This is a genomic window from Psychrobacter sp. FME5, from assembly GCF_014861375.1.
In the GTDB taxonomy this organism is placed as follows: domain Bacteria; phylum Pseudomonadota; class Gammaproteobacteria; order Pseudomonadales; family Moraxellaceae; genus Psychrobacter.
Map to the genome: position 1 here is coordinate 1 of NZ_RRYX01000036.1, position 24981 is coordinate 24981.

Genomic DNA, 24981 nt, shown 5'->3' on the forward strand with positions numbered 1-24981 from the left:
AAGCGTAAAGTTTGGCTTATTTATGCTTATGACCGCGCTACCAATGAGATTGTTGCTTATGTTTGGGGCAAACGTGACCTGAAAACAGCTAAGAAGCTAAGAGCCCGTCTTAAACAACTGAAAGTCAGCTATGGCTCTATTAGCATGGATAACTGGGATAGCTTTATAACCGCATTCAAGCCTGACAAGAAACAAATCGGCAAGCAGCATACGGTAGGCATAGAAGGTAATAACTGTCGCCTTAGGCACCGATTGCGACGAGCCGTTCGAAAGACCTGCTGCTTCTCAAAGAAGTTTGATAACCACTTTAAGGTGTTTGATTTGGTATTCTTCTATGTCAATTATGGCTATGTCTGATGCCAGCATACTTTTTAGAACACCACCGATTATTAAATTATTGTGATTATTGCTCGAAGTCACATTTTTGGGGACAATATAAAATAATAGTTAAGGGTACTGCAAGATTTTTTTATCATTTCCTGTAAGCCGGACAATCCTTGTCGTAGCGATATGGCCATAAAATAACCAGTATTGATGAATATGATTGTATAGAGGAGCATATTTATAGTTAAAATACTTTAAAAACGCTACGGTACCTGCAGTACGTGATGTATCGATTTTACTTTTCACTAACTATAGTGTTCGCGCATGGCATTGACCGTGGTGATTTTTTAGTTATTTATTAGGTTCAAAAGACATAAAAAAAGCAAGGCCGCCAGAGGTAGACAGCCTTGCTTGTAAGAGTAGGGTATAACGCTTTAAGAATGGACGATTAGACTTTATCATCCTCTTTGTGATGTAGATTGCCTTCGCGCTCTAAATTTTTAATTTGAGTTTCCATGGTATTACTATTGGTGTTATCAGGTGCAGTAGTATCATGGGGGCGGTTATGATTGTTGTTCATACGCTCATTGAGATGTGATTCTGCATCACGATGGCGATGATTGAGTGCTTCCGCCTCTGGGTTAGAATCGCCAAAATCCGTTTGTGCAGCTGTTTCTTTTACCGTATCTTGCTCTTTAACCATTTCTACATCACCGTCACTTTCATAGCCGTGATCGGGGTTGGCATCACCCGTTTTTTCATTATCACGGTCAGAGACATTCAGTTTGTTGGCTGCTGCTTCATTTTCAACCGCTGTACCATTTCTAGCTTGTGCCTCACTTTTTAGTTGCGCGTAGTCAGTCAGTTGCTGTACCGCATTATCCAAGCTGTGCGGGTTATCACGTTCTTGAGCATTAGATAGATGTTTGTCAAACACATCAGTCAAGAGTGAGTCGAAACGCAGCGCATTATATTCAATAAGCACTTCTGCTTCTTCTTCCGTGATATCACCATTTTGACTGGCATAGACCACATGATCTTCAAAAGTAAGCCCTTCAAAGCTGTCTTTATGCTCCGCCTTTTTAAACTTCTGCCATAAAGGTTCAATATCGAGCAGTGTTTGATAGGCATGCTCCATACGCCCAGTGACATCATCTGGCTCAGTATTGTAGTAAATCATGGTTTTGAGATAATCGCGGAATGGATTGGCTTCAAAGTCATCCATAAAGGTATCACCCAATTGGCGTTTTAACTCATCGCTCACTGGCGCAAATATACGACCACTTGGGAAAGTCACAAAGCTGACCAAGCTGGCTGCCATGCGATTAGGAAAGTTAGCAAATAAAGAAATGAATGCTTCTTGAATAGTATAAAGGCTGTTTTTTAAGGCGACTTCGGCATGTAAGCGTTCGGCTTTTGATTTTGTTCCGTATTGATAAAACTGCAAAATAGCCGTACAGATAAACAAGTGCGCATGGATGTCTGCTAAGCGCCCAGACAGCATTTCTTTACGTTTCAAATCGCCAACCAGTAACCCTAATGCCATGTCTGCGGTTAAGGCAAAGTCTGCGCTCAAGCGGTTAATGTGCTTATAATAAGGACGGGTAAAGCTATCAGAGAAGCTAGGGGCGTGGTTACTGCCACCGATATAGCCTGCGACAAAGGCTTTTGCCCCGCGATTGAAGGTATAGCCTAGATGTTTAAAGAATAGAGTATCGAATTGCTTGAGTGCGCCTTTTTTATCGTCACTTTGGAGCAATTGTAGCTCATCAAATAGGTAAGGATGACAGCGCATCGCGCCTTGACCAAATATCATCAGTGAGCGCGTCAAGATGTTTGCACCTTCAACGGTGATAGATACTGGAATGGCTTGATAGGGGGTCGCCAAAAAGTTGCGTGGGCCCATCTGTACAGCGCGACCACCAACCACATCCATACCATCGTTGACCACATTACGCATGGTCTCAGTCGCATAATATTTTGCCATCGCGGTCATAACCGATGGGGTGCCGCCTTGGTTTAATCCACAAGTGACTAGATGACGGAAGGCTTCTAGCATATAAGTGTTGCTGGCCATACGACTGGTCGCATCCTGTACGCCTTCAAACTTACCGACAGATATTTTAAACTGTTCGCGAACTTTAGAAAACGCCCCAACAGACAAGTAAGTCATTTCACTGGCTGAAGTAGATAGTGCGGGTAACGAGATACCACGGCCGACACCTAAGCACTCCATCAGCATGCGCCAACCTCGACCCGCATTTTCAACGCCACCGATGATGTAATCGAGTGGAATAAAGACATTTTTGCCATCGACAGTACCATTCATAAATGGCGAGCCGATTGGGTTATGACGCGGTCCTATAATCACCCCATCATGGCTGGCAGGGACGAGCGCACAAGTAATGCCGTAATCGGTCTTTTTGGGATCGCCAAGCAGCCCTTCTGGATCATGCATTTTAAATGCCAAGCCCACGACAGTGGCGATAGGCGCTAAAGTAATCCAACGTTTAGAAAAATTCATCCGCAGACCGAGCACTTGCTCGCCGTCGTGCAACCCGTAACAGACCACGCCTGTATCAGGTATCGCACCAGCATCGGAACCCGCTTCTGGGCCGGTTAGACCAAAGCAGGGAACCTCGTCGCCTTTGGCAAGACCTGGTAGCCAGCGCTGTTTTTGCTCGTCTGTACCATAATGCATCAATAGCTCACCAGGGCCGAGCGAGTTCGGCACCATACAAGTCACCGCCGCAGTTGGCGAGCGCGAGGCAATCTTACTCATGACGCGGCTTTGAGCATAAGAGCTAAACTCTAAACCACCAAATTCTTTTGGAATGATTAAACCCAAGAACCCATTGGCTTTAATAAACTGCCACGCTTCAGGTGACAGCTCTTTGTCTTTGTGCTGGATTTGCCACTCATCGAGCATAGTACACAGAGTTTCAACTTCATTATCGATGAAGCTTTGTTCCTCTTCTGACAGTTCTGGGTAAGGATATTTAGCAAAAGTATCCCAATCTGGTTTACCCATGAACAGCTCTTTTTCCCACCAACTGGTACCGGCATCGAGGGCTTCGCGTTCAGTATCGCTCATGCTAGGCATCGCACCGCCCAAAGCCTTATACACAGGTTTGGTAATTAATGACTGGCGAATAGGGGCGATGAGTAATATCAAGCAAAGTAGCGCTATCGGTATACCCAAAATAAGCGACCAAGGACTAATAACTGCGGTTACGATAACCGTAATCAGGGCGACAATGCTGCCAGTGACACGTGATAAAGACAACAAAAAGATGGCCAAGACCATGGCTAACTGAATGATGACTGCCAAAATAAACAAGCCAATGGCCATGACTATCTCCTTTGTAACGCTAAACCAAAAGCGTGAAAAATATATGAATAAGAAATTTTTGAATAAATTTAGTTGTTTTTGTCTAAAAACGGACTTCTTTTTCTGTTAAATAGTCGTCTCTAACTGTAGTTATAGCATGGATTTAAGATGTTAATACTTATAATGACCAGTCTATATAATGAGAGCTTATCGAGTAAAAGACAAAGTTGGCTACCAATATGAAACAGTTGTCGATGACTATCAATAGTTAAAATGCTACGCTATGTCGACAATATGTATCAAGTTTTATTCATATAGTTAAAAACCAGTGATTATTGCCAATTAGCCAAAAGGGGCTAAGCAGCTTTCGGCATAAGATAACGTTTCGTTGCGTCCGACAATAATGTGATCAACCAAGGATAAGTCTATTAAGTCACAGGCCTTTTTTAGCTCGTAGGTCAGTAAATTATCTGCCGTTGAAGGCGTAGCATTCGTGTGAGGGTGATTGTGCGCGACAATTAATTGGCTGGACGCGTGACTCAGCGCATGGCGCAGTACGTGCTTGATGCAGACCGAACACGATGAGATGCCACCAGTGAATAATATCTCAAAGTTGATTAGATTTAGAGCATTGTCCAAACAAAGCACGGCAAAGACCTCACGGTGCTCTGCGCGCAATTGGGTGCTGATATAGTCTTTGACCGCTTGTGAGCGTCCAAGTGCTTGACCAGTTTTGAGCTGACTGTCTAAATAACGCGTGCCCATCTCAAGCGAAGCGAGTATCTGGGCGTATTTAGCAGGGCCGATACCATGACAAGCAAGGACCGTTTCCTGAGGGGCCGCCAGTAGCTCTGCCAAGCTGCCAAACTTTTCAATCAAATGACGAGCCAGCTCGATTGCTGACTGCGACTGGGTACCTGTACGCAGAAAGATGGCTAATATCTCGGCATCAGACAAGCGAGCGGCACCAAATTTTAACAGCTTCTCTCGTGGTCTATCATCTTCATGCCAGTCTTTGATCGCCATTGCCATTCCTTGAAAATAAATTGTTGCCAGATATATGGGGTAAATGCGCAAATTCTTACCCAACTTATCTCATAATTGATACTATAAGTGCAATTTTATCTTTCAACTTTTTTATTGATGCCATGCTTATGTCCAATATCGTGCTTGCTATCACCGGCGGTATCGCCGCTTATAAATCTGCTATTTTTGCTCGTCTATTAATCAAGGCGGGCTTTAATGTGCGCGTCATTATGACCACAGGCGCTCAAGCTTTTATCACCCCATTAACCCTACAAGCCTTAACCGGTAATGAGGTACATATCTCATTACTCGATGAGCAGGCGGAGGCGGGGATGGGTCACATTGAGCTGGCAAAATGGGCGGATTTAATCGTCATTGCTCCAGCGTCAGCCAATACACTCGCGCGGCTGGCGATGGGTATGGCCGATGATTTATTGACCACCGTGTGCCTCGCAACGGCGGCGCCAGTCATTATTGCCCCAGCGATGAACCAGCAGATGTGGGCGCACCCAGCCGTCAACCTAAATGTGCAAACGCTGCGTGATATGAATTATCAAATCATTGCACCTGCTAGCGGTGAGCAGGCGTGCGGTGATGTGGGTGCAGGACGTTTGCCTGAGCCAGAAGCGTTATTGGACGAAGTGTTGTTGTTTAATGCCCTGCAAACCACGCCGCAGTTATTAACAGGTAAAAGAGTGGTGGTTACTGCAGGACCAACGGTGGAGGCAATCGACCCTGTGCGTTATTTGTCCAATCACTCTACTGGGAAAATGGGCTTTGCATTAGCGCGTGCCTGTGTTGCCGCTGGTGCAGAAGTGATTTTGATTGCTGGTGGTAAAGTAGCGTTGCCGACACCGCTCAATGTCACGCGTATCGATGTATTGTCTGCTAAAGATATGCTAATGGCAGCGCAGCAGTGTGTGGAAGGTACGCATAGTGCGCTACAGTATCTGCCTGAACATACTCATGAACATCACCACGGTGACTGTGGTTGCGGTGATGAACACGCTCATGAACATACGCATTTGGGTCATGATAGCGTAAGAGCTGCTGATATATTTATTGCAACCGCTGCTGTCGCTGATTATCGTACTGAGGAAGCTGCCCCGCAAAAAATCAAAAAAACCCAAGAGGCCATGACGCTAAGTTTGGTTAAAAACCCTGATATATTAGCGACGATTTCGCTCGCTCATCCAGCATTGTTTGTCGTTGGCTTTGCCGCAGAAACGCAGGATGTCGAGCGCTATGCTCGTGGTAAGCTGGTGTCTAAAGACTTGGATTTGATTGCTTGTAATGATGTTTCGCGTGCAGATATTGGTTTTGCCAGTGATGACAATGCCATGCAGGTGTTTTTCTCAGAGCATTATGAGCACGATAATATTATGCTAGAGAAAACAAGCAAAGATAAGATTGCCGAGCAATTAGTCGGTATTATTGGTGAGGCAATTTGGCAGCGTCACGATGCCTAATGGTGTGCTCATCAATAACGATGTGCTTGATGTGCTTAGAAGTATCATACTAAATATGAGGCCTCGATTGATCGTGCTGAAATGACAAACATGATAGATAGTGATAGCACACAGACGTTATTATTGATCGCTATCTTTGCACTTGCCTCGCTGCTGCATGGCATTAGCGGGCTAGGCGTGACCTTGGTAACGACAACCGCGCTTGCCAGTATGTATCCGTTACCACATGCCATTGTTTTGGTGATTTTTCCGTCGCTATTACTCAATGCGATGACTTGGCTGGCAGGTGGTGGCCGCACGGTTTGGCAAAACTTTATCTATTATGGCAGACGCTATTGGTTGCTGGCGTTGACCAGCTTACTCGGTAGTATTTTGGGTGCTAAGCTTTTGCTATGGGTCGATAGCGCTTATATATTGTTGGTTTTAGCCGCTGTTATTGGTTTTTATGTCAGCAGCGCGCTATTGGGTAAGCAAGTTCGCTTGCCCGATACCAAGCCTGTGCTTATTATTGTTGGTTTTAGTGCAGGCATTATTGGGGGCGCGACCAATGCTATGTCGACCATATTGATGATGTATTTATTGTCCGCAAGCAATGATAAAAACACCATCGCCAAAGTCGGTAATATGTGCTATTTCTTAGGTAAAATCGCTCAAATTATTGTTTTACGTGAGCCTATTATGGCCTTGAGTAATGGAGAATGGCAGCTGATTGCTTTGCTTAGTGTGTTGTCTATTAGCGTTCTTTTAATTGGTATTCGTTTGCGTCGTTATTTACCACAAGCCCGCTTTCGCCAGCTTATTTTATTAATTTTAACCGTACTTGGATTACGTGTAGGCTGGCAAGGGGTTATGGCGTTTTTATAGTAGGGAATACTTTTTAAGTTGCAGTAAAGTAGGATTAGCGGTTGAATACATTTAATAATATGGTCGCAACGATACTGATGATAATCATGGTGACCACTGGAAAATAAACCCGTGTATTTCCTGATTTATACTTAACATCACCTGGCATATTGCCTATCCACGAAAATGTGCTTGGAAATATTAACCAAATAATGCCTATCACAACCAACAAAACCCCTATGCCAATCAATATTTTTGCCATAATTAAATCTTGCTAACCTCGTTACATTATTTTTTCTCGTTTATTTAGACGTTATACCAACCATTCATTTCATCAACCATTCATTTCATCAAAAAAGACCTGCTGCGCCAAGCGAAACGTATTACAGTGCGCCTCAACCACATCTTCGATATCTTCTGAATAGCCGCCGCCCATGACAATGGCGACGGGGATATTAGCGACCTTAGCTTGACGTAATACGTATTCGTCACGCGCCTTGCAGCCTTCTAATGTCAGTCCGAGTTTTCCTAGTTTATCGGTTGCCAGCACGTCGACCGCAGATTGGTAAAAAATCATATCGGGTACAAAGTCAGCGATTAGGCGCGGTAGTGTGTCCATCAAAATCTGTAAATATTCCGCATCACCAGTATCATTGGCGAGTTCGATATCCAAGTCTGATACTTGCTTACGAAACGGATAGTTCTTGGCTCCATGCATACTAAAGACAAAAACACGCGGCTCATCGGCCATGATACTGGCGTTGCCATTGCCTTGATGCACGTCTAAATCGACTACTAATATTCTTTGTGCCTGTCCGCGATTCAATAATAAGTTGCTGGCGATACAAACATCATTAAAAACGCAGAAGCCCTCACCATGATCGGCAAATGCATGATGGGTGCCGCCCGCGACATTCATCGCCACCCCATATTGCTGCGCATATAAGGCACATTCATAAGTGGCATGGGCAATATAACGACCACGCTCTACCAGTTCCGACGTCATCTCAAAACCGATGGCTCGTGCTTCTTTACGCGGTAGGGTTTGGGTTTTTAGTTGATGCCAATAATCCGCAGTATGCGTGGTCAAAATCTCGTCTTCGCTTAAGCGTATAGGCGCAAAAAAATTATCGGTACGGATGGTTCCTTCTGCTAATAGACGCTCTGGAATCATGGTATATTTTTGCATTGGAAAGCGGTGTTTTTCGGGTACGGAATAACGAAAAATATCAGAGTAGGCAATTTTTAGCATAGTTTTAAATAATTTCTGTTTTGGATAGTGTTTGAAAGGTAGAGCGTTTTAAAGGTTTAAATAATAAGGTGTTTATAGGAAGTTATATCATCTGTTGAAGGTTATATTGGTCAGGTTTATTGCACAAACTGCGTTGGTAAGAAAAAGGCTCATGAGTCTATCTGTTGCTTTAGCTCCATTAGTAGGTCTTGCAACTCCTCAGCAGGGTTCTGGTTGTCGATTAAATTACTGAATAATTTATTAATGACTGTAATCATGGCAATAACACTTTGCAATAACTGCTCAATGGTATGCTCATCAATACCAGCCGTCTCGACGTTGATGGCATTTTTGTAGCGTATCTCGCCATCGCTGTTATCCATTTCTAAATGGCCAACCAACATGTCATGGTTGATCTGAGAGATCAGTCGCATGGCGGCGCTTTGATAACTTTCGGGTATTAAAAAGGGCAAAATACCGTAGACTGCCAGCAGTTTATTTTCTTCTTGAACGCGAAATAGGTAGCCACAATCGAGCTGCTCATGCCGCACCCTTAGGGATAAATAGTGCGATTGCTGCCTATCATACGCTTTGGGCTGATAGTAGTTATAGTGCCACTGTTTGTTATTAAAATATCGTTTTAGACAATCAATAATGGGTGTGTCATGGCGCTCTTTTTGTTCTGTGTGCGGATTGGCATTAGCTTGTGAGTGCTCGTTATTGTTTTTCGTATCTACTTCGGTATCAGTGCCAATCTCGGTATGAGAGTCGCTAGTATCTACACTTTGATTCTCTGCTGGCATCGTATCATTATCAACGGTTGTTAAATGGGGTGGCAAGTGTGCACCATCGGCAATAGTCTGCGGTGCTGAAGCAGTCAGTAACCGTTTGATTTTTTGCCATAAGCTGAGTTTAGTAGATTGACTCATAGATTTTGGACTGGCTAATAAAAGATAGAGATTAAAGATCAGCAAACAATACGTTAAAAATCATAGAAAATTAATCGTTGCTGAATACTAAGCCCTGTTTGATCTCAGGCTGGGTATAAAACGCTTGGAGCATAGCTGTTATATGTGCGGTTAACCAAGGGCTTTCAAGGGCATCATAAAAGACAGGCAATAGAGTAGTATTTAATTGCGCCATCGCCTGCTCATCGATATTTAAGCTTGCGGCCACGCCCGCAATGCTATCTGACTGATGGTTGCTATACCAGGTATCGACGCTCGCTGCCACGAGACTGTGCAAATAAGGTGATAGGCGTAGGCGGTTATAGCTTTGCTGAATGCTGGCTTCAATATGCTCAATACTGCTATCGTTCGGCTCATCGCGTAAATAGGTTTGGATTTCGCTAATTGGCTGATCTTTAATCCGTGCCCAGCCAGTAACCAATAATCGCGCGACTTCCTCGTTGGATAAGTGTTCTTGGGCATTGGCTTCGGCTCGACGGGTCAAATCTTTAATATTGCGATGCAGGTATGTTTGCAGTTTTTCATCGAGGTTTTTATTGGTGGCCTTTTCAAAAGAACTGCGTCCGAGCTTCATTAATTTGCCGACACCACCAGCTTTATCTAACGTAGTTTCCATAAAGTCATTGATGGCGTGATAGAGCGTTTGAGTCAGTAAGTCGGCAAAGGTGTCATTACCAACCAGCGTATGAATCAATATATTGCGCTGCTGCTCATGGCTGCCCACATAATTAGCAAGAGTCTCAACTTGCGTGTCATCCACCAATTCTGATAAAGGCACGTTGTCATTGACCGGATGGTAAATAACCGTATGCAAAATATCACGAATATCGGCGCGCATTACCTCACTCATTGGCTGATTAAGCAGCCAGTCATTAATGAGGTGCTGCAAATCATCGCTACTGACATAGTTACTCAGTGGCTGTTCACCAAACCAGTGCCAAGCTTCGATAGACAGCGGCTCTGCTTGCGAGCGCAACCACTGCTGCATAAACGCCACTTGCGCATCGATTAGACTGTCTATGGTTAGGTTTGAGCTCTTAGAACTGGGGCTACTAGCCGAAGTATCTGACTGAGGCGCTGCGCTCTGATCGTTTAAGTTTTGGCTATCTTTTGAAGTCTGCATAGGTTTTGAGGTCATAGTAATCGACAATTTGTTATACTGTGGGGTTGTGGTAAGCATAAAGTATTATGCCATGAACATCATCTGTGTTTGTGATGAATGTTGACTGCTGCTTAATAAATAATGAGAGGTTTTGATGACGGCTCTGAATACCGCCTTACTTGCGCTCGATGAGCTGACCGTTCAGCGCGGTGAGAACCCTTTATGTGAAAGGGTTTCGCTTAATCTAGCTGCTGGTAGCGTCTGTCACTTAGTGGGCGCTAATGGTACCGGTAAGACGACGTTACTCATGCAGTTGGCTGGCTTGTTACCGGTGCTGAGTGGTGAGGTTTATTATCAAGGGGCAGCAAGTTTACCTATTCAACCTTTGTATGTGTCGCACCAGTTGGGTATTCATCCTAATCTGACGGTCGCGCAAAATCTAACCTTTCTGCTGAACTTATATGGTATCACACCAAACGCCGTTGATATTGACGAGGCATTGACTTGGGTAGGGTTGCAAGGGTTTGAGACGATTAGCTCAAGCCATTTATCTGCTGGGCAAACGCGGCGAATTACGCTTGCGCGGCTATATTTATTGACCCCTGACGTTACGCCTTTATGGCTACTTGACGAGCCTTTTACCGCGCTTGATGTCGATATGGTGGCACGTATGGAAGACAGGTTACGCGATTTTGCTAATAAAGGTGGCTCGATACTGATGACCAGTCATCAGGCAGTCGGCGTAGCCAATCAAGTGCTCGATTTATCAGATTATATGGTTTAAGCAACAAACAACAAAATTGATAATTTTTTAATCTTATGGTAATGAATTCATTATTATTGGATTGACTATTTAAGTGCAGTATAACGGTAATCAGTAAAAGGACGGATAATGACAGACAGTCCGGTACAAGTGGTCGGTGAGCGCTCAAGTGTCGCTCCCTCAGCGGTACGTGGCAGCATTGGTTTTATGCAGCTATGGCGACGCGAATGGCAAGTAAAGCAGCAGGGCGCAGTACAATGGCTGTATCCTTTGGTACTGTTTTTGGTCATTATCACTTTGTTTCCGTTAGCGGTTGGTAGCGAGCCTGCACTATTACAGCGCCTTGGTGTTTCAGCCGTGTGGATTGCGGCTTTATTGTCGCTAGTGATGGGTGTTGACGGTTTGTTTAAGCCTGCGCTTGATAACGGGACGCTGGCACAATTGGTCGTTGCCAAAGCCTCGCTGCCATTATGGGTGCTTATCCGCTTGGTCATACATTGGGTATTTAGTAGCGGCATCGTGGCAGCGCTTAGTTTATTGGCTGTGCCTTTGTTTCAGCTGAGCTGGTTTGAGGCGTGGATATTGATGGCCTCTATTATCACTGGGAGTCCAATGTTGCTGATGCTGTCAGCGGTCGCCAGTAGTTTGACGTTATCGCTAAAAAATGGCGCGGTATTGGTGCCTTTGATTGCCTTACCCATGCAGTTACCAGTATTAATTTTTGCCACGGGGGCGGTCGATTTGTTTGCTACCGGACTGAATGGCTTACCGATTTTAGCCTTGTTATTGGCAGGCAGTATCATCTCAGTTTTGGTTATGCCATGGGTGATTGCTCTGACTCTAAAAATGTCATGGCTCAATTAAAAATGCGTGTGCGCATGCTATTAAAGCCCTTTATATTAACAGCATGGTGAAAACTGGCAACTTTGCTATAATAGACAATCGAATAAACAGTGACGTGTATATTCTATCCAGCGTTTAACGCTCATAGGTTCGCGAATAGTGTGCCACTGAGGCGTTTTACCCTATAACCAACAAGCTGTGCAATAGGTTTATCCCCATGCCCAACCTAAATAATGTCTCATCTCCTAGCCTGTGGCAACGCATTTGGCAGGTTTTCTTGACCACTGTGGGTACTAAGCAGTTTTTTCGTATTTTTTCGCCTTGGGTCAAATGGCTAGCGATCTTAGCGACTATCTGTCTACTAATAGGTAGCGTTTGGGGTTTGGCTTTTGCCCCGCCCGATTATCTGCAAGGTAATAGCTACCGTATTATCTTTATCCACGTACCGGCTGCCAGTCTGGCTATCTCCATTTATTTTGCCTTAGCAATACTAGGGGTGATTTATTTGGTTTGGAAGATTAAAACCGCCAGCCTTGTGGCACAGGCACTTGCTCCAATGGGCTTTTTATTGTGCGTCATTAGTTTATTGACCGGTTCCATTTGGGCAAAACCAACGTGGGGGACCTACTGGGTTTGGGATGCGCGTTTGACGTCTATGCTGATTTTGGCATTTTTGTATGCCGGGGTGATGGCATTGTTTGCCGCTTTTGAACACACGGCCAATCGTGGCAAAGCGGCGGCAATTTTATCTATCGTTGGTGCCGTAAACTTACCGATTATCAAGTATTCAGTACAGTGGTGGAATACCTTGCATCAAGGCTCGACTTTTACCTTAACCGCCGCACCAAAAATGTCGGCTGACATGTGGATGCCGTTATTATTGATGATTATTGGTAGTTATTTACTGGTAGCAACATTGGCGATTTATCGTACCAATACCCTGATTTTATATCGTGACCAAGGTAAAGCGTGGGTAAAAGAATACATTCGTGGCCAAACCAAATAACTTTTATGACTTTTGCCAAATCAAATAACGGCTAGGGAAATATGATGCAACCTTACTTTTATAGCGTCTCTGAGTTTATCGCCATGGGTGAGCATGGTGTTTTTGTTTGGTCATGCTGGGCGATTACGATTGGTATGGTGCTGATTTTCATCATCTATAGCCGTCGACAAAGACAAGCGCTTATCAAGCAGCTAACGATTCAACAAGCGCGTCAAGCACAGCGTGGCGCTAAAAAACCTAGCCCGGCTACCAAGTAATCCTCTTAGAAAAACCATCTTAAATCATATTGTTAGCTAATAAATTGGTAACCTTTCACTTATAAATATATAACCTCATCGGTTGCTATAGGGCTTATTGATTTGTGCAAAAAATGCTACCATATAGGTATTAGAAAAGTACGGTTAGAAAGACTTTTTAGAAGGTCCGTCTAATGGGAGTTTCTTTAATATTTTCTGTTTTATAGAGTTTAATTTATAAAGCAGTGACTCATCAATGAGGTAGTAGTATGAACGCAGTTCGTCGCAAAAAACTGATGTGGGTTATGTTTACGCTTGCAGGGGCGGCGATAGCCGTGGTACTGGTGATTTATGCCATTGGACAACAAACCGATTACTACTTTGACGCGACCGCCATTGCGCAAGGTGAAGCACCACAAGATAAGCGCATTCGTGCAGGCGGCATGGTAGTTGCGGGTAGTGTTCAGCGCGCGCCAGATGATCCTTTGAGCGTTGAGTTTGCTATCACGGATTTTGAATCGACAGTGCCAGTGACTTACCAAGGTATCTTGCCAGATCTGTTTGCTGAAAACTCAGGGGTGGTTGCGACTGGTAAAATGCAGGGAGAAACCTTTGTCGCGGGCGAAGTGTTGGCTAAGCATGATGAGAACTATATGCCACCAGAGGTTGCGAAATCTATGAAAGAAAATAATCGTAGCGGTGCAGTACCTAATTCTGAGCAATATAACCCTGCTGAAAAGGTACATGAGACTGAAACGCTACAACAATAGTGAATATTCTTATTTGAACCCCAGTTCGGGATAAGCGCTCAAAAAAAAGATAAAAAAAGAAGTCCAAAGTTGCTAAAGTAAGTTTACCAAGACAAACTTCACAACAAGGACTTCTTACATGGACAACCTAACCGAACTATACTGCCATATTGACGACTTTTATCAGCAATTCAAACCTGAGTTTGACGCTCATTTAATCGCAACGGGCCGTCAACGGCTAAGAGCATGCCAGATAAGTGTAGCAGAGATTATGACCATCTTGGTACTGTTTCATCAACTGCGGTATCGACAGTTTAAGTCTTTTTACTACCATCACATGCTTGGCATGATGAAACGGGAGTTTCCAAACTTGCCCAGTTATTCACGGTTTATAGAGCTGATACCACGCAGTATCATGCCATTATGTGCCTACTTGCAAAGCATGATGGGCGACTGTACAGGTATCAGCTATATTGATTCAACCAAGATAGCAGTTTGTCATAACAAACGTATCTACCGTCATAAAGTCTTTAAGGGACTTGCAACCCGAGGCAAAAGCAGCATGGGCTGGTTTTACGGCTTTAAGCTACACGCCATTATCAATCATAAAGGTGAGCTGGTCTCCGTCAAAGTCACTGCGGGCAATACGGATGATAGAGCGCCAGTTAAGGATATGGCAACGTCTTTATTTGGAAAACTATTTGGTGATAGAGGCTATATCAGTAAAGCCCTAAACGAGTGGCTCACAAAACACAGTGATACCACGTTGATAACCAAACTTCGGCGTAATATGAAACCCCAATTACTTGAGCCTATGGATGAGGCACTACTCAATCATCGCTCTTTGGTTGAGACGGTGTTTGGGGAGCTGAAAAACTTGTGTCAGATTGAGCATTCACGCCATCGTAGTGTCACGGGTTTTATTACAAACTTGCTGTCAGGTTTGATTGCTTATTGCTGGTTTCCCTATAAACCCACCATCAAAAACATGCCTCAGCAGGGACAGGTAGCAACATTGTAAATAGTATCAATGAGTTACAATGTGGCTTATCCCGAACTGGGGTTATTTGAAGTAAAAAAATAGTATTTAAGACACAAAGAAGCCACCGATATAATCGGTGGCTTTTTTAATGGACTATATTTATACCATTCACAAAAATTAGAGTAGCAAGGAAAACGAGTGCAAGTGCTACGTCTTGTAGACTAAACAAGTTTGACACGGCTAATCGTACTTTTTGGGTTTGGTATTATATGGGATTGACTATATTAATCATCCCATTCAGGTGAATAATCTGGATGTTCAATTTTGCGACCATCAGAGCGAGCCAAACTACCGATTCTTTCTAGCTCTTCTGCACTTAATTCTACCTTGATCGCATCTAGATTTCCTTGCAGGTGATCAGGATTGGCGGTTTTGGGGATGGCAACACGATGCTTGTCGGACAAAATCCAAGCCAGTGATATCTGTGCTGGCGTGACATTATGCTTATCGGCAATCTCTTTGATGATTTCATTATCAAACACATCACCGCGCGCGAGTGGCGAGTAAGCTTCTAATAAAATATGATGATTGTTTAAAAAGGTTTGTAGCGTTTTTTGCTTAATAAACGGATGAAACTCAACTTGATTGACCACGATAGGCACGTCAGCATATTTTTTGGCTTCGATGACATTGGCAATATTAAAGTTAGAAACTCCGATGTGACGGGTCAAGCCTTGCTTTTGTAACTCGCATAACGCAGGAATCGTTTCTGATAATGGCACGCGGTCATCAGGCCAATGTAGTAGTAGTAAATCAACGTAATCGGTATCTAAATCCTCTAGAGAACGTTTGGCCGCAGCGATTAATTTTTCAGGCTCAAACTTCATGTCGTCAGGGAATATTTTTGTGGTCAAAAAGAACTTGTCACGAGCCACACCTGATTGCTTGATACCTTGACCCACTTCTTTTTCATTACCATAAGCTTGGGCGGTATCGATATGCTCGTAGCCCATTTTTAGCCCTTGGCTAACCACATCGATGCAGTCTTGACCGGTTGATTGCCAAGTACCCAATCCGAGTACCGGTATATTGGCTTGTCCAGCGGTACGAATATTATAAGTTTTAGCAGACATATTATTATCCTTGTTATTTATTTGATTAATAGAAGATTGAATAGTGATTATAATTTTCCCAATCTCTATTTAGCTCATCTACTATAGAAAAAAGCGGTTGTAAGTGAAAGGGCAGGTGACGCTTTCCTACAAACCATAAACAGGCTGTAACGTCATTTTTAGTAAGTAATCGTCCAGTAACCCCGTCACTAATAAAGCTGAGACCAAAAAAAGCCCACTATTTAAAATAATGGGCTTTTTTTATTTAACTTCAGAAGGCACTTAACTTATCTGAGTTTACCTTTGATAAGTTTTAGCATTTTAATTATTGAGTAGCCGCTTCTGCAACTGGCGCAGTATCTGTCGTAGGGGCTGTATCAGTATTATTACCCCAGATTTTTGGATACTTATAGCCTGGGAAAGTGTCGTGGGCATACTTTTTAAAGTCGTCAGAATTATAAGCATTCGTGACGTCTTCAACCCATTTCTTGCCAACATCAGCAGATTTCACCGCTGACCAGTTGACGTAAGCAAAGCTTGGCTCTTGGAATAGTGCCTCAGTCAGTTTGATACCCGCATCTGTCGCGTAGTTACCATTGATAATAGCAAAGTCGACTTCGTCACGCGCACGCGGTAGTTGAGCCGCTTCTAATTCAACAATTTTGATGTCGTATTTACTGTTATCGGCGATGTCAGTTTTTGATGCATTGAGTGGATCGATATTGTCTTTTAATGTGATCCAACCAAGATCATCCATCATCACCAAAGCACGGGCAAAGTTACTTGGGTCATTTGGAGCAGAGACACTCATGCCTTTATGAACGTCATCAAGCGTGGATTTTTTACCTGAATAAATACCAAGTGGTGCGGTTGGTACTTGGAAAGCTTCTACCAGATCAAGGTTGTTTTCTTTTTTGAAGGTATCAAGGTAAGGCTTATGCTGGAAGATGTTGATGTCTAAATCACCTTCAGCCAAGGCAAGGTTAGGGCGAACATAGTCAGTAAAGGCAATCAGTTCAACTTCGTAGCCTTGCGCTTCAAGTGAGTTTTTTACTTGGTTACGTACCATGTCGGCAAAGTCACCTTCGGTGGTGCCAATGATGATTTTGCTGTGGTCAGGATCGATATCGCTAGCGGCAGCTTCTGCTGTTGAACCTTCGGTAACAGGTTCTTTAGTCGCTTCAGGTGCTGATGAGTTGTTGCAACCAACCAAGACCAGACTTGATACGCCAACTGCAGCAAATGCGGTCGCTAACTGACGGCTGATATCTGTTAATTTCATGGAGCTTCCTTAATAAGGGGAGGGAATAAAGTATAAAAAACAACCACTAAAAAAAGCAACATTATCAATAGTAATGCTGCTAAGTTAACGGCTGTTAAGTTAGTATCAAAATTAAAGGGTATCAGTAACAAAGTCAAGCATTTTACTTATGATGAATCGGCACTAAATCTTGAGCGTTATTCATAATAGGCTTACCTGACGATATCCTATTTTTATGGTGTGGTTTTTAACCTTTAACGTTTATCTAGGCGAGTGGCGAACCAATTACCAGAGGCTTGAATACCGATAACCATAAACGAGAGCACAATGACGATAAAAATCATGACTTCGGTTTGATAACGATAATAACCATAACGAATGGCCAAATCACCCAAACCGCCGCCACCAATCATACCAGCCGCTGCTGAATAAGACAGCAAACTGATACAGAGAATAGTGACCGACAATACCAAGCCTGAGCGTGCTTCGTTAAGCAAGACTTTGATGATAGTCAAAGGGCGTGCCCCCATAGACTCGGTCGCTTCAATTATACCGCGCGGTACTTCGCGTAAGTTTTGCTCGACCAGACGTGCAAAATAGAATGAACCAGCGATTGCGAGCACTAATGATGCGGCAATAGGACCGATACCTGTGCCAACGATGGTTTTGGTAAAGGGGCTCATGGCAATCATCAAAATTACAAACGGAAAAGCACGCATAAAGTTGGTAATGCCGCCCAGCACACCATAGAGTGTCTTGTTTTGCAAAAACTGCCGATCGCTTGATAAAAATAGGAATATCCCAAACAGCCCACCGATGACGATAGCCACTGTCGTTGAGATACCGAGCATGATGAAGGTATCAACGAACGCGTTTACAATCTCTTTGCGTAGAGCAAACAGCTTGTCTATCGAGGCGGATAAATCACTACCAGTTAACATATTTATTTCTCCTGCCTCATTAGTCTTCGTGCACTAAGCCTTTGCCAATCGGGGTGGTTGCTTGAATAAGACCGTCTCGTACATCAGCTACTTCAAGCAATTGCCCTTGGTGCAATAATGCTGCGCGGTCACAGAGTCTACGAATCACACTCATCTCATGAGTCACAATGACGATGGTCACGCCAAGCTTTTCATTAATATCACGCAGACAAGTTAGCAGACTGCGAGTGGTCGCAGGATCAAGTGCACTGGTTGGCTCATCAGCGAGTAGGACTTTTGGACTCGGTGCAATCGCTCGAGCAATACCCACGCGTTGCTTTTGTCCGCCTGATAACTGGGCAGGGTAGTGACTGGCACGATCAGTGAGATCTACAATATCAAGACACTCCATGACACGTTTATGAATATCACGGCTTGGATAACCTGCAACGGTCAAATTAAACGCTACGTTATCAAAGACAGTGCGATTGGACATCAGATTAAACTGCTGAAAAATCATGCCGATATTATGTCGAGCGATACGTAATTCACTGGCAGACAATGTGGTCAAGTCGGTACCATCTATAATGACTTGACCCGCATCTGGACGCTCAAGCATATTGATCAAGCGTAACAAGGTAGATTTACCTGCACCCGAATAGCCCATTAGGCCAAATATTTCACCTTGTTGGACAGTTAAGGTCGTCGGCTCAACGGCAGTAAACCAATGCGGTTTTCCGTCTTTATCTTTAATTGAGCGGTCGCTTAAAAAACTTTTAGTCACATCGTTTAAGACAATCATGTCATTCATGGAGGGCTCAAAATCTAATAATTTTTATAGTCATCAACGTATTGCTTGGCTTCTATTATAATGCAAGAAACCAATAAAAAAACAAACGTCAATAACCCTAGAATAAGGGGCGCTAATATAGCATATTATCGTGTACTTTGGATATGAACATCCGTGGCGGACTTATGATTAATCGCTATTAGTGATAGGGTGTTTAGGGGAGGTGGATGGCGATGATAGAGACAAAGACGACACCAGTCTAATCCATAAACTATCTAATCATGCTGGTGATAATGGGGGTCGTATTTGACTGGTATGACGACTAAAAATCTCGTATGACCATTGAGCGTGTCAGTGATGATACGCCCTTGGTGAGCGGTGACAATTTGAGCCACTAAAGACAAACCCAGACCAGAGCCTTTGTTCTTTTGCTGTAAGCGTACGAATGGGCTAAACACATCTTCACGTTTTTCTTCAGGAATACCTGTGCCTTCGTCAATCACTGCCAGTACCGCATATTTTGGTAATGGGCGTACTGGTTCAGCTTTGGTCTTTTTCAAATGCTTAGAAAACAAGCCTTCTTTGCGCGGTACATTGGGCATATCGGTACTATTTATAGCATCTTCTTTCGAATTGCTCTTGTCCTTGTCTTTAGCGACATTGGCATCGCTATCGGCTTTGTCAGCGTTTTTGTCACTGTTGCGAGCAGAGTCATTTTTGAGCGCATTGAGCCCTCTAGTCACTAAGCCGTCTTTAGGTTTAGTAGTCATATTACTATCGGTATCATGCATAGTTTCAGCAGAGGCACTAGCGTCAGGGACAGCATGCCAAACCATCTTTTTAATTTTGTCAGTCACACCATTGGTAAAGCTATGGTCGTTAGTAATCAGTGGTAATTCACGATTGATTTTAGGTGTGGCGCTACTGGTTTCTAAGTTTGTAGTAGTTTCTAAGTCGTTTTGAGAGCCTTGAGTCATGTGGGCGCTAGTTTCTGTTTCAGCTATACTGTTATCAAGACTATCAATCTCATTATCCGTACTTACCTCATCAGAATCTTCCGTAGCAATACTTTCACCATTTTTATAAATCGGCGGTGCGGGTAATAAGGCGATTGAATCTACTGTGTCAGACTTGGTGTTATCAACAAGTTTGGATGAATCATTGAGATTTATAGGGTCTTGCGCATCATCTTCATTGATATCGACTTGCTCATCGTAAGGTTCAAAGTCAGAGCTATTATAATCCACAAAGCTACTGCACATTACCGTATGCAACAGGTAATCAGGAATAGTGTCGGCTTCATCGATGGTTTGAACGCCATATAACAAGACCGTCACAGGCGGTTTACCATGTAGCATCGCATTGGTTAATAGGTTACGAATCAAATGGGTCAACATCGATGATTGCCCATCAATGACGATATGCTCGCCAATCAAAGTTGCTTCAGGGTAATGTTGACGCTCTTGATTGACCAAATCGTACAAGTCTAAATGTTCAACTTGCTGCAAGGCATGACCGGCATCCAAACGGCTAACCAATAAAATACTCTCTACTAAATCATTGAGCCCCGACAGGTCACGATTAATGGCTTGCGCGCGCTTATCGAATTTTTCTTTAGTATCCGTTGGTAGGGCGCCTGCCAACATATCCATCATCTCAATCTGCAAGCGGATACGAGTAATAGGGGTGCGCAGCTCGTGAGAGGCGTGTGCCAGTAGTAAATTATTGGCATCGATAAGGTGTTCAATCTTTTGTGCGGCTTGGTTAAATCCACGGGCTAGCGAGGCAATCTCATCATTACCCCGAGCATTGACTCGCACCGTAAAATCACCGTCACCCAACTGGGTCATCTGTTGGCTCATCTGATTGATACGCCAGGTCATCGTACGCGCAATCAGCCACAGCACGCCTGCCATGATAAGCAATAACAACAAGGTTCCTGTAAATAAGTTGAGCGCCGCAGAAAGCACGGGTTTTTTGGGTGGCAAGCGAGATTCATACAGTAAGGTATAGCCAGTGCTGCTATATACTTGGGCTTGCTGCGTAGGATAGGTATCTGAAAAAGAAGGGAATACACGTGAGAAAAGCGAAGGGGTAGGCGGCAACTCTAGTGGTAAGTCGCTGTGATCTGTCTGCATAAGCAAACGACCTTGATTGTCATATAAGCCCATCTTTGCTTGCAATGATTCGTCAAAGATATCAAAGCTTTTTTTGACAACAGCGAGCATAAAACGTGACTGTAGCCGACTGTCCTTGCTTATTGAGATATTAAGTTCGTGTAAAAACGGATCTATTTGTCCTAAAATCTGCGTTGCTAATACTTCTGAGCGAATACTTGCGTCTTTATCGTGCACAAGTTGCGTCAACAGTACCATTGCCACTGCAAATAAGGTAAGTGCCAGCATGACACTGGCAAATAACTTAGCAAATACGGAACGAAAACCCAATTGCTGCATTAAACCATCTCTGTTATCAGCTATTTATGGCCACCCATACTGTTTAATTTATAATATCTTAATTGATAATATCGAATTAAACAGTAGGGTTCTTTTGTGATTATTTGGCCGTTATTTACAATTAAACCTGATCAGTGGCAAATTGATAACCGACGCCGCGCACCGTGATAATACGTTTTGGCTGGCGCGGATTGTCTTCAATCAAGGCGCGGAGGCGTGAAATATGCACATCAATCGCCCGATCAATATTGTCTGAGCTGTCATCATTTGGCATCGCTTGCCAAAGCTGCTCACGATTTAACACTTTACCAGAATGGGTGGCAAAATAATGCAGTAATTGAAACTGATGCGTGGTCAAACGCACAGGCTCGTCGTCGATAGTCACTTCATGGCTGTCAGGGAATACGCTCAGACGACCAAAAGTTAAGCTGTCAGATTGACTGTCTGCTTGGTTGGGCTGCTCGTGACGACGGATAACAGCGCGAATACGAGCAAGCAGCTCACGCGGCTCAAAAGGCTTGGCGATATAATCATCGGCACCCATCTCAAGACCTAATACACGGTCTGTGGTATCACCTTTTGCTGTTAGCATGATGATGGGCACTTTATTGGTCATGTTGTTTTTGTTGCTACGAATTTTTTGACAGACTTGCATACCGTCCATGTCAGGTAGCATCAAATCAAGTACGACTAAATCAATATCGCGCTCTTTGGTGTCTAATAACTCAAGACCTTCTTGACCAAGACCTGCATGATGTACATCATAATAATTCATCGTGAGGTAATCACTAATTAATTCGGCTAAATCTGGATCATCTTCAATCAATAAAATCTGCTTACTCATAAGTTGTCCTCTATCTAGTTGTTGTTATGGTTTGTCAAAATGTTGAGCTTTAAAGCCATCAAGCTTTTAAGTCATTAAATATAAGCTAAGCCATGAAATATAAACGGTTCAAAATACTCGCTTAATGCTATATATCATAAAGGCATAGTGCCTAATTTAGCGGTTACAAAGCAAGAGAGGCTTTGTTAATGTTTCTACAAAATGTAACTGCCGGCAGGTATTACTATGAAACGATAACTTTTTTCCCTTTAGAATCAATCGGTAAGTTAGCCAAACAGATTAAGCTGTCGTTGCTGATACCCGAAATTAAATACTGATTGGTAGAGGGATCAAACTCGATTACCTCGATAGGCTGAAGTGTCAAGCGCTGGTCTTGTTCGATAATCCACACATTAGCAGTCAATTCTCTAAGCGGCTTATATGGTGGTGAGTGCAGTTCTGTCAAGTCGACATCGTGCAGCGCACGTTTAGGGACGATGACCCCGACCTCTATTTGACCATAGTTGACGCGTCCTGTTACCTTCATGTTGGGCAATAATTTGTCACGGCTTATCTCGTTTTCAATGGCGTTAACAGAGACTAACAGTCTTTTTGGTTCAGTGGTTGTGGTCAATTTACTGACTTGCCCAGTAAACTTATCTAGCGCACCTTCGGCTGTAAAATTGACGGTTTGACCAACTGAAAGCTGAGGCTCTGCCTGGATAGGGAGGGTTGCAGTAAAATGTAATTTGGTCTCATCACTGAGTTGCAATATAGGGGTGCGGGCTTCTAGTTTTTGTCCAGTGTTAGCATATAAGCCTTCTATACGCCCTGAAAAGCTGGCATACACCGTCGTCAAGTTATACTGTGGCTTGGTATTGGTAGCGCGGTCAGCATTCTCTACGCCTGATGTCGTCGTTGAGGGCTCTTGGCTATCTGTTTGGGCGTTTTTTACGGTTGTTTTATTATCAGACTTAGGCTGACTGGGTTTAGAAGTGGTTTTTGCTTTTGCCGTATCTTTTGCTAGATCTTGCTGTTTTGAATTACTTGTATCGTCAGCGGATAGATTTTCCTGCGCCGCTGCGTTTGTTTCTGAAGAAGGTTCATCTGTAGTATTGGATGGATCTGTCGTTTGGCTTGCTGTATTCAGCCGCCTAACAATGAACAATGGCGCGCCTTTCTCTACCCATTGACCTTTACTGACCAGTATTTCTTCGACGGTGGCTGGATGTACTGCAATGAGTTTAATTTTCTTGATAGGCTCGATGTTACCTTGTAGACCAAGACTTGGCTGATAGCGTGTTGGTTTTATACTTAATAGATAATCGGGCGTCATGGTGACACTATCATCAGTAATGCTAAGTGAGTTATCTACGCTCGCGCTGTCGGCGGCCGTCAGTGGCTCATCGCTCGGCGGTGGAGGCTGACAAGCAACAATAAGTACCGCGCTGAGTAAATAGAGGCTTTTGTTTAAAACTTTAGAAGTTGCCATAGCAGTCACCATTGTATTTGACTGTTTATTATATCGTTAATTAGAAGGAGGTGAAACGATTGCTGCATAGTTACTATACAGGCGTAGGTATGACTTGTGTGCCAATTGGAAGATAGAGAGCATAAGTGCGAGAGACAATATTAGTGACAACACCTTAGTTAGCGACAACACCTTAAATAGTTGTTTACGACACTCATCAGTTTGAACATTAATTTGTCAATTACTGGAAAACGCTTAATATCTGTGCTAAAACAAACATATCAAAATATTTTGATACATTTTTATCACAAATACAAATTATCCAGCAATGTGCTTGTTGTTTCTATATAATGCAGAAATATCATATGGTTGATGGTTTTTTTGATTTTAGCTTTCTGTCTTTGACCGTCACCATTATGGCCAGTTTTGAAATGGATACGGTTGCAACCAGCAACTATAAATATGCTAATTGATGGCATGCTTTAGTCAGTTTCTTAATAAGAAAGTGCGTATAGTAGCCCATGTTGATGCTGTGTTTGATAGTCTGATACAGACAGATATTGACAGGTGAGATGTTCGCTGTTATTACAGATAGCAATGCAAAGTTAACCGTTCGTTTCAATCCAATAATTACTTAGATTAACATACCAAGTGCAACGCTAATTGATATTATAGAACACCTGATTAGGTGTCTGAAATCCTAACCGTTTTCTTGGTCTGTTGTTTAGTTTATTCTCAATCATTTGAATATCTTGATCAGAGACTTGTCTAAAGTCACAGCCCTTAGGCAAGAACTCTCTGATCAAGCCATTAGTATTTTCATTCGTCCCTCGTTGCCAAGAAGCGTAAGCATCCGCAAAGAAGAATGGGCTAAAGAGTTTTTGCCTTACTTTTTTGTGATCTGCGAACTCTTTACCATTGTCAGAGGTAATCGTTTTAACCTGTATCTTGACTGGTGTTAAGAGATCTATCATCGCATCTGACACTTGCTGAGCGCTCTTTTTAAGCACACGCTTCATCTTAAGCAGTCCTGTTTTACGCTCAACTATCGTCACAATCGCTTGTTTGTGATGCTGACCGATAATTGTATCCGCTTCCCAATCCCCAATCCGTGTGCGCGCGTCAACGATGCAGGGACGCTCATGGATTGAGACTCTGTCATTGATACGGCCTCGGGTCTCAGCAGTTAGACGCTGGCGATAAGGTTTGGCTTTGCGTCTAAGACAGTGCCATAACGTGCCACCTTTGCTCTTGTCTTTCCAGATATAGCGATAG

Annotated in this window: 23 protein-coding genes; 9 read left to right on the forward strand and 14 right to left on the reverse strand. The window is 43.4% G+C overall.

Features of this window, described 5'->3' with window-relative positions:
• Positions 1-357: IS1 family transposase (locus EI161_RS06795; RefSeq protein WP_192529289.1), on the forward strand; the 357-nt coding region annotated here is incomplete at its 5' end.
• Positions 358-772: 415 nt separating this feature from the next.
• Here EI161_RS06795 and EI161_RS06800 read toward each other — a convergent pair.
• A complete protein-coding gene (locus EI161_RS06800) occupies positions 773-3676 on the reverse strand; it encodes an acyl-CoA dehydrogenase (RefSeq protein WP_192529290.1) in 2904 nt (967 codons plus the stop codon).
• Between the two features lie 321 nt (positions 3677-3997).
• On the reverse strand, positions 3998-4681 hold the full coding sequence (gene radC / locus EI161_RS06805) for a RadC family protein (RefSeq protein ID WP_192523894.1): 684 nt from the start codon (positions 4679-4681) through the stop codon (positions 3998-4000).
• A 128-nt stretch (positions 4682-4809) separates the two neighbouring features.
• On the opposite strand from radC, the gene coaBC reads away from it, so the two are divergent.
• Complete coding sequence (gene coaBC / locus EI161_RS06810) at positions 4810-6150, forward strand: bifunctional phosphopantothenoylcysteine decarboxylase/phosphopantothenate--cysteine ligase CoaBC (RefSeq protein WP_192523895.1); 1341 nt, start codon at positions 4810-4812, stop codon at positions 6148-6150.
• An 81-nt stretch (positions 6151-6231) separates the two neighbouring features.
• The gene (locus tag EI161_RS06815) at positions 6232-7014 is read left to right on the forward strand and encodes a sulfite exporter TauE/SafE family protein (RefSeq protein ID WP_192523896.1); all 783 of its coding nucleotides are present in this window, start codon (positions 6232-6234) and stop codon (positions 7012-7014) included.
• A gap of 34 nt (positions 7015-7048) precedes the next feature.
• Here EI161_RS06815 and EI161_RS06820 read toward each other — a convergent pair whose 3' ends face one another.
• The 4 genes from EI161_RS06820 to EI161_RS06835 all read right to left on the reverse strand — a co-directional run bounded on the left by EI161_RS06820 (position 7049) and on the right by EI161_RS06835 (position 10315).
• A complete protein-coding gene (locus EI161_RS06820; protein ID WP_192523897.1) occupies positions 7049-7255 on the reverse strand; it encodes a DUF2905 domain-containing protein in 207 nt (68 codons plus the stop codon).
• Positions 7256-7327: 72 nt separating this feature from the next.
• Positions 7328-8245 carry a histone deacetylase gene (locus tag EI161_RS06825; protein ID WP_192523898.1) on the reverse strand — a complete coding sequence of 306 codons (918 nt, stop codon included), beginning with the start codon at positions 8243-8245 and terminating at the stop codon, positions 7328-7330.
• A 149-nt stretch (positions 8246-8394) separates the two neighbouring features.
• Positions 8395-9153 (reverse strand): YbjN domain-containing protein, encoded by a 759-nt coding sequence (locus EI161_RS06830; protein ID WP_192523899.1) that lies wholly within the window; start codon positions 9151-9153, stop codon positions 8395-8397.
• Positions 9154-9223: 70 nt separating this feature from the next.
• The gene (locus EI161_RS06835; RefSeq protein ID WP_225735261.1) at positions 9224-10315 is read right to left on the reverse strand and encodes a hypothetical protein; all 1092 of its coding nucleotides are present in this window, start codon (positions 10313-10315) and stop codon (positions 9224-9226) included.
• Positions 10316-10448: 133 nt separating this feature from the next.
• On the opposite strand from EI161_RS06835, the gene ccmA reads away from it, so the two are divergent.
• From ccmA to EI161_RS06865, 6 genes are all read left to right on the forward strand, one after another.
• Positions 10449-11078, forward strand: a complete 630-nt coding sequence (ccmA, locus tag EI161_RS06840) for a heme ABC exporter ATP-binding protein CcmA (protein ID WP_192523900.1) — start codon at positions 10449-10451, stop codon at positions 11076-11078.
• A gap of 186 nt (positions 11079-11264) precedes the next feature.
• Positions 11265-11921: a heme exporter protein CcmB gene (locus tag EI161_RS06845; RefSeq protein ID WP_192523912.1), complete on the forward strand. Its 657-nt coding sequence runs from the start codon at positions 11265-11267 to the stop codon at positions 11919-11921.
• Between the two features lie 196 nt (positions 11922-12117).
• Complete coding sequence (gene ccmC, locus EI161_RS06850) at positions 12118-12906, forward strand: heme ABC transporter permease CcmC (RefSeq protein ID WP_192523901.1); 789 nt, start codon at positions 12118-12120, stop codon at positions 12904-12906.
• Between the two features lie 41 nt (positions 12907-12947).
• Positions 12948-13163 (forward strand): heme exporter protein CcmD, encoded by a 216-nt coding sequence (gene ccmD, locus EI161_RS06855; RefSeq protein ID WP_413038383.1) that lies wholly within the window; start codon positions 12948-12950, stop codon positions 13161-13163.
• Between the two features lie 248 nt (positions 13164-13411).
• Entirely contained in the window at positions 13412-13912 is a 501-nt protein-coding gene (gene ccmE / locus EI161_RS06860; RefSeq protein ID WP_192523902.1) for a cytochrome c maturation protein CcmE, read from the forward strand.
• A gap of 118 nt (positions 13913-14030) precedes the next feature.
• Complete coding sequence (locus EI161_RS06865; RefSeq protein WP_192523903.1) at positions 14031-14912, forward strand: IS982 family transposase; 882 nt, start codon at positions 14031-14033, stop codon at positions 14910-14912.
• Positions 14913-15157: 245 nt separating this feature from the next.
• Here EI161_RS06865 and EI161_RS06870 read toward each other — a convergent pair whose 3' ends face one another.
• From EI161_RS06870 to EI161_RS06905, 8 genes are all read right to left on the reverse strand, one after another.
• Complete coding sequence (locus EI161_RS06870) at positions 15158-16006, reverse strand: aldo/keto reductase (RefSeq protein ID WP_192523904.1); 849 nt, start codon at positions 16004-16006, stop codon at positions 15158-15160.
• A gap of 304 nt (positions 16007-16310) precedes the next feature.
• A complete protein-coding gene (locus tag EI161_RS06875; RefSeq protein ID WP_192523905.1) occupies positions 16311-17267 on the reverse strand; it encodes a MetQ/NlpA family ABC transporter substrate-binding protein in 957 nt (318 codons plus the stop codon).
• A gap of 233 nt (positions 17268-17500) precedes the next feature.
• Positions 17501-18187, reverse strand: a complete 687-nt coding sequence (locus EI161_RS06880) for a methionine ABC transporter permease (protein ID WP_192523906.1) — start codon at positions 18185-18187, stop codon at positions 17501-17503.
• 19 nt (positions 18188-18206) lie between these two features.
• On the reverse strand, positions 18207-18977 hold the full coding sequence (locus tag EI161_RS06885; RefSeq protein WP_192523907.1) for a methionine ABC transporter ATP-binding protein: 771 nt from the start codon (positions 18975-18977) through the stop codon (positions 18207-18209).
• 254 nt (positions 18978-19231) lie between these two features.
• Positions 19232-21412, reverse strand: a complete 2181-nt coding sequence (locus tag EI161_RS06890) for a sensor histidine kinase (RefSeq protein ID WP_192523908.1) — start codon at positions 21410-21412, stop codon at positions 19232-19234.
• A 121-nt stretch (positions 21413-21533) separates the two neighbouring features.
• A complete protein-coding gene (locus EI161_RS06895) occupies positions 21534-22256 on the reverse strand; it encodes a response regulator transcription factor (protein ID WP_192523909.1) in 723 nt (240 codons plus the stop codon).
• A 223-nt stretch (positions 22257-22479) separates the two neighbouring features.
• The gene (locus EI161_RS06900; RefSeq protein ID WP_192523910.1) at positions 22480-23727 is read right to left on the reverse strand and encodes an efflux RND transporter periplasmic adaptor subunit; all 1248 of its coding nucleotides are present in this window, start codon (positions 23725-23727) and stop codon (positions 22480-22482) included.
• A gap of 638 nt (positions 23728-24365) precedes the next feature.
• Positions 24366-24981: IS30 family transposase (locus tag EI161_RS06905; RefSeq protein ID WP_192524986.1), on the reverse strand; the 616-nt coding region annotated here is incomplete at its 5' end.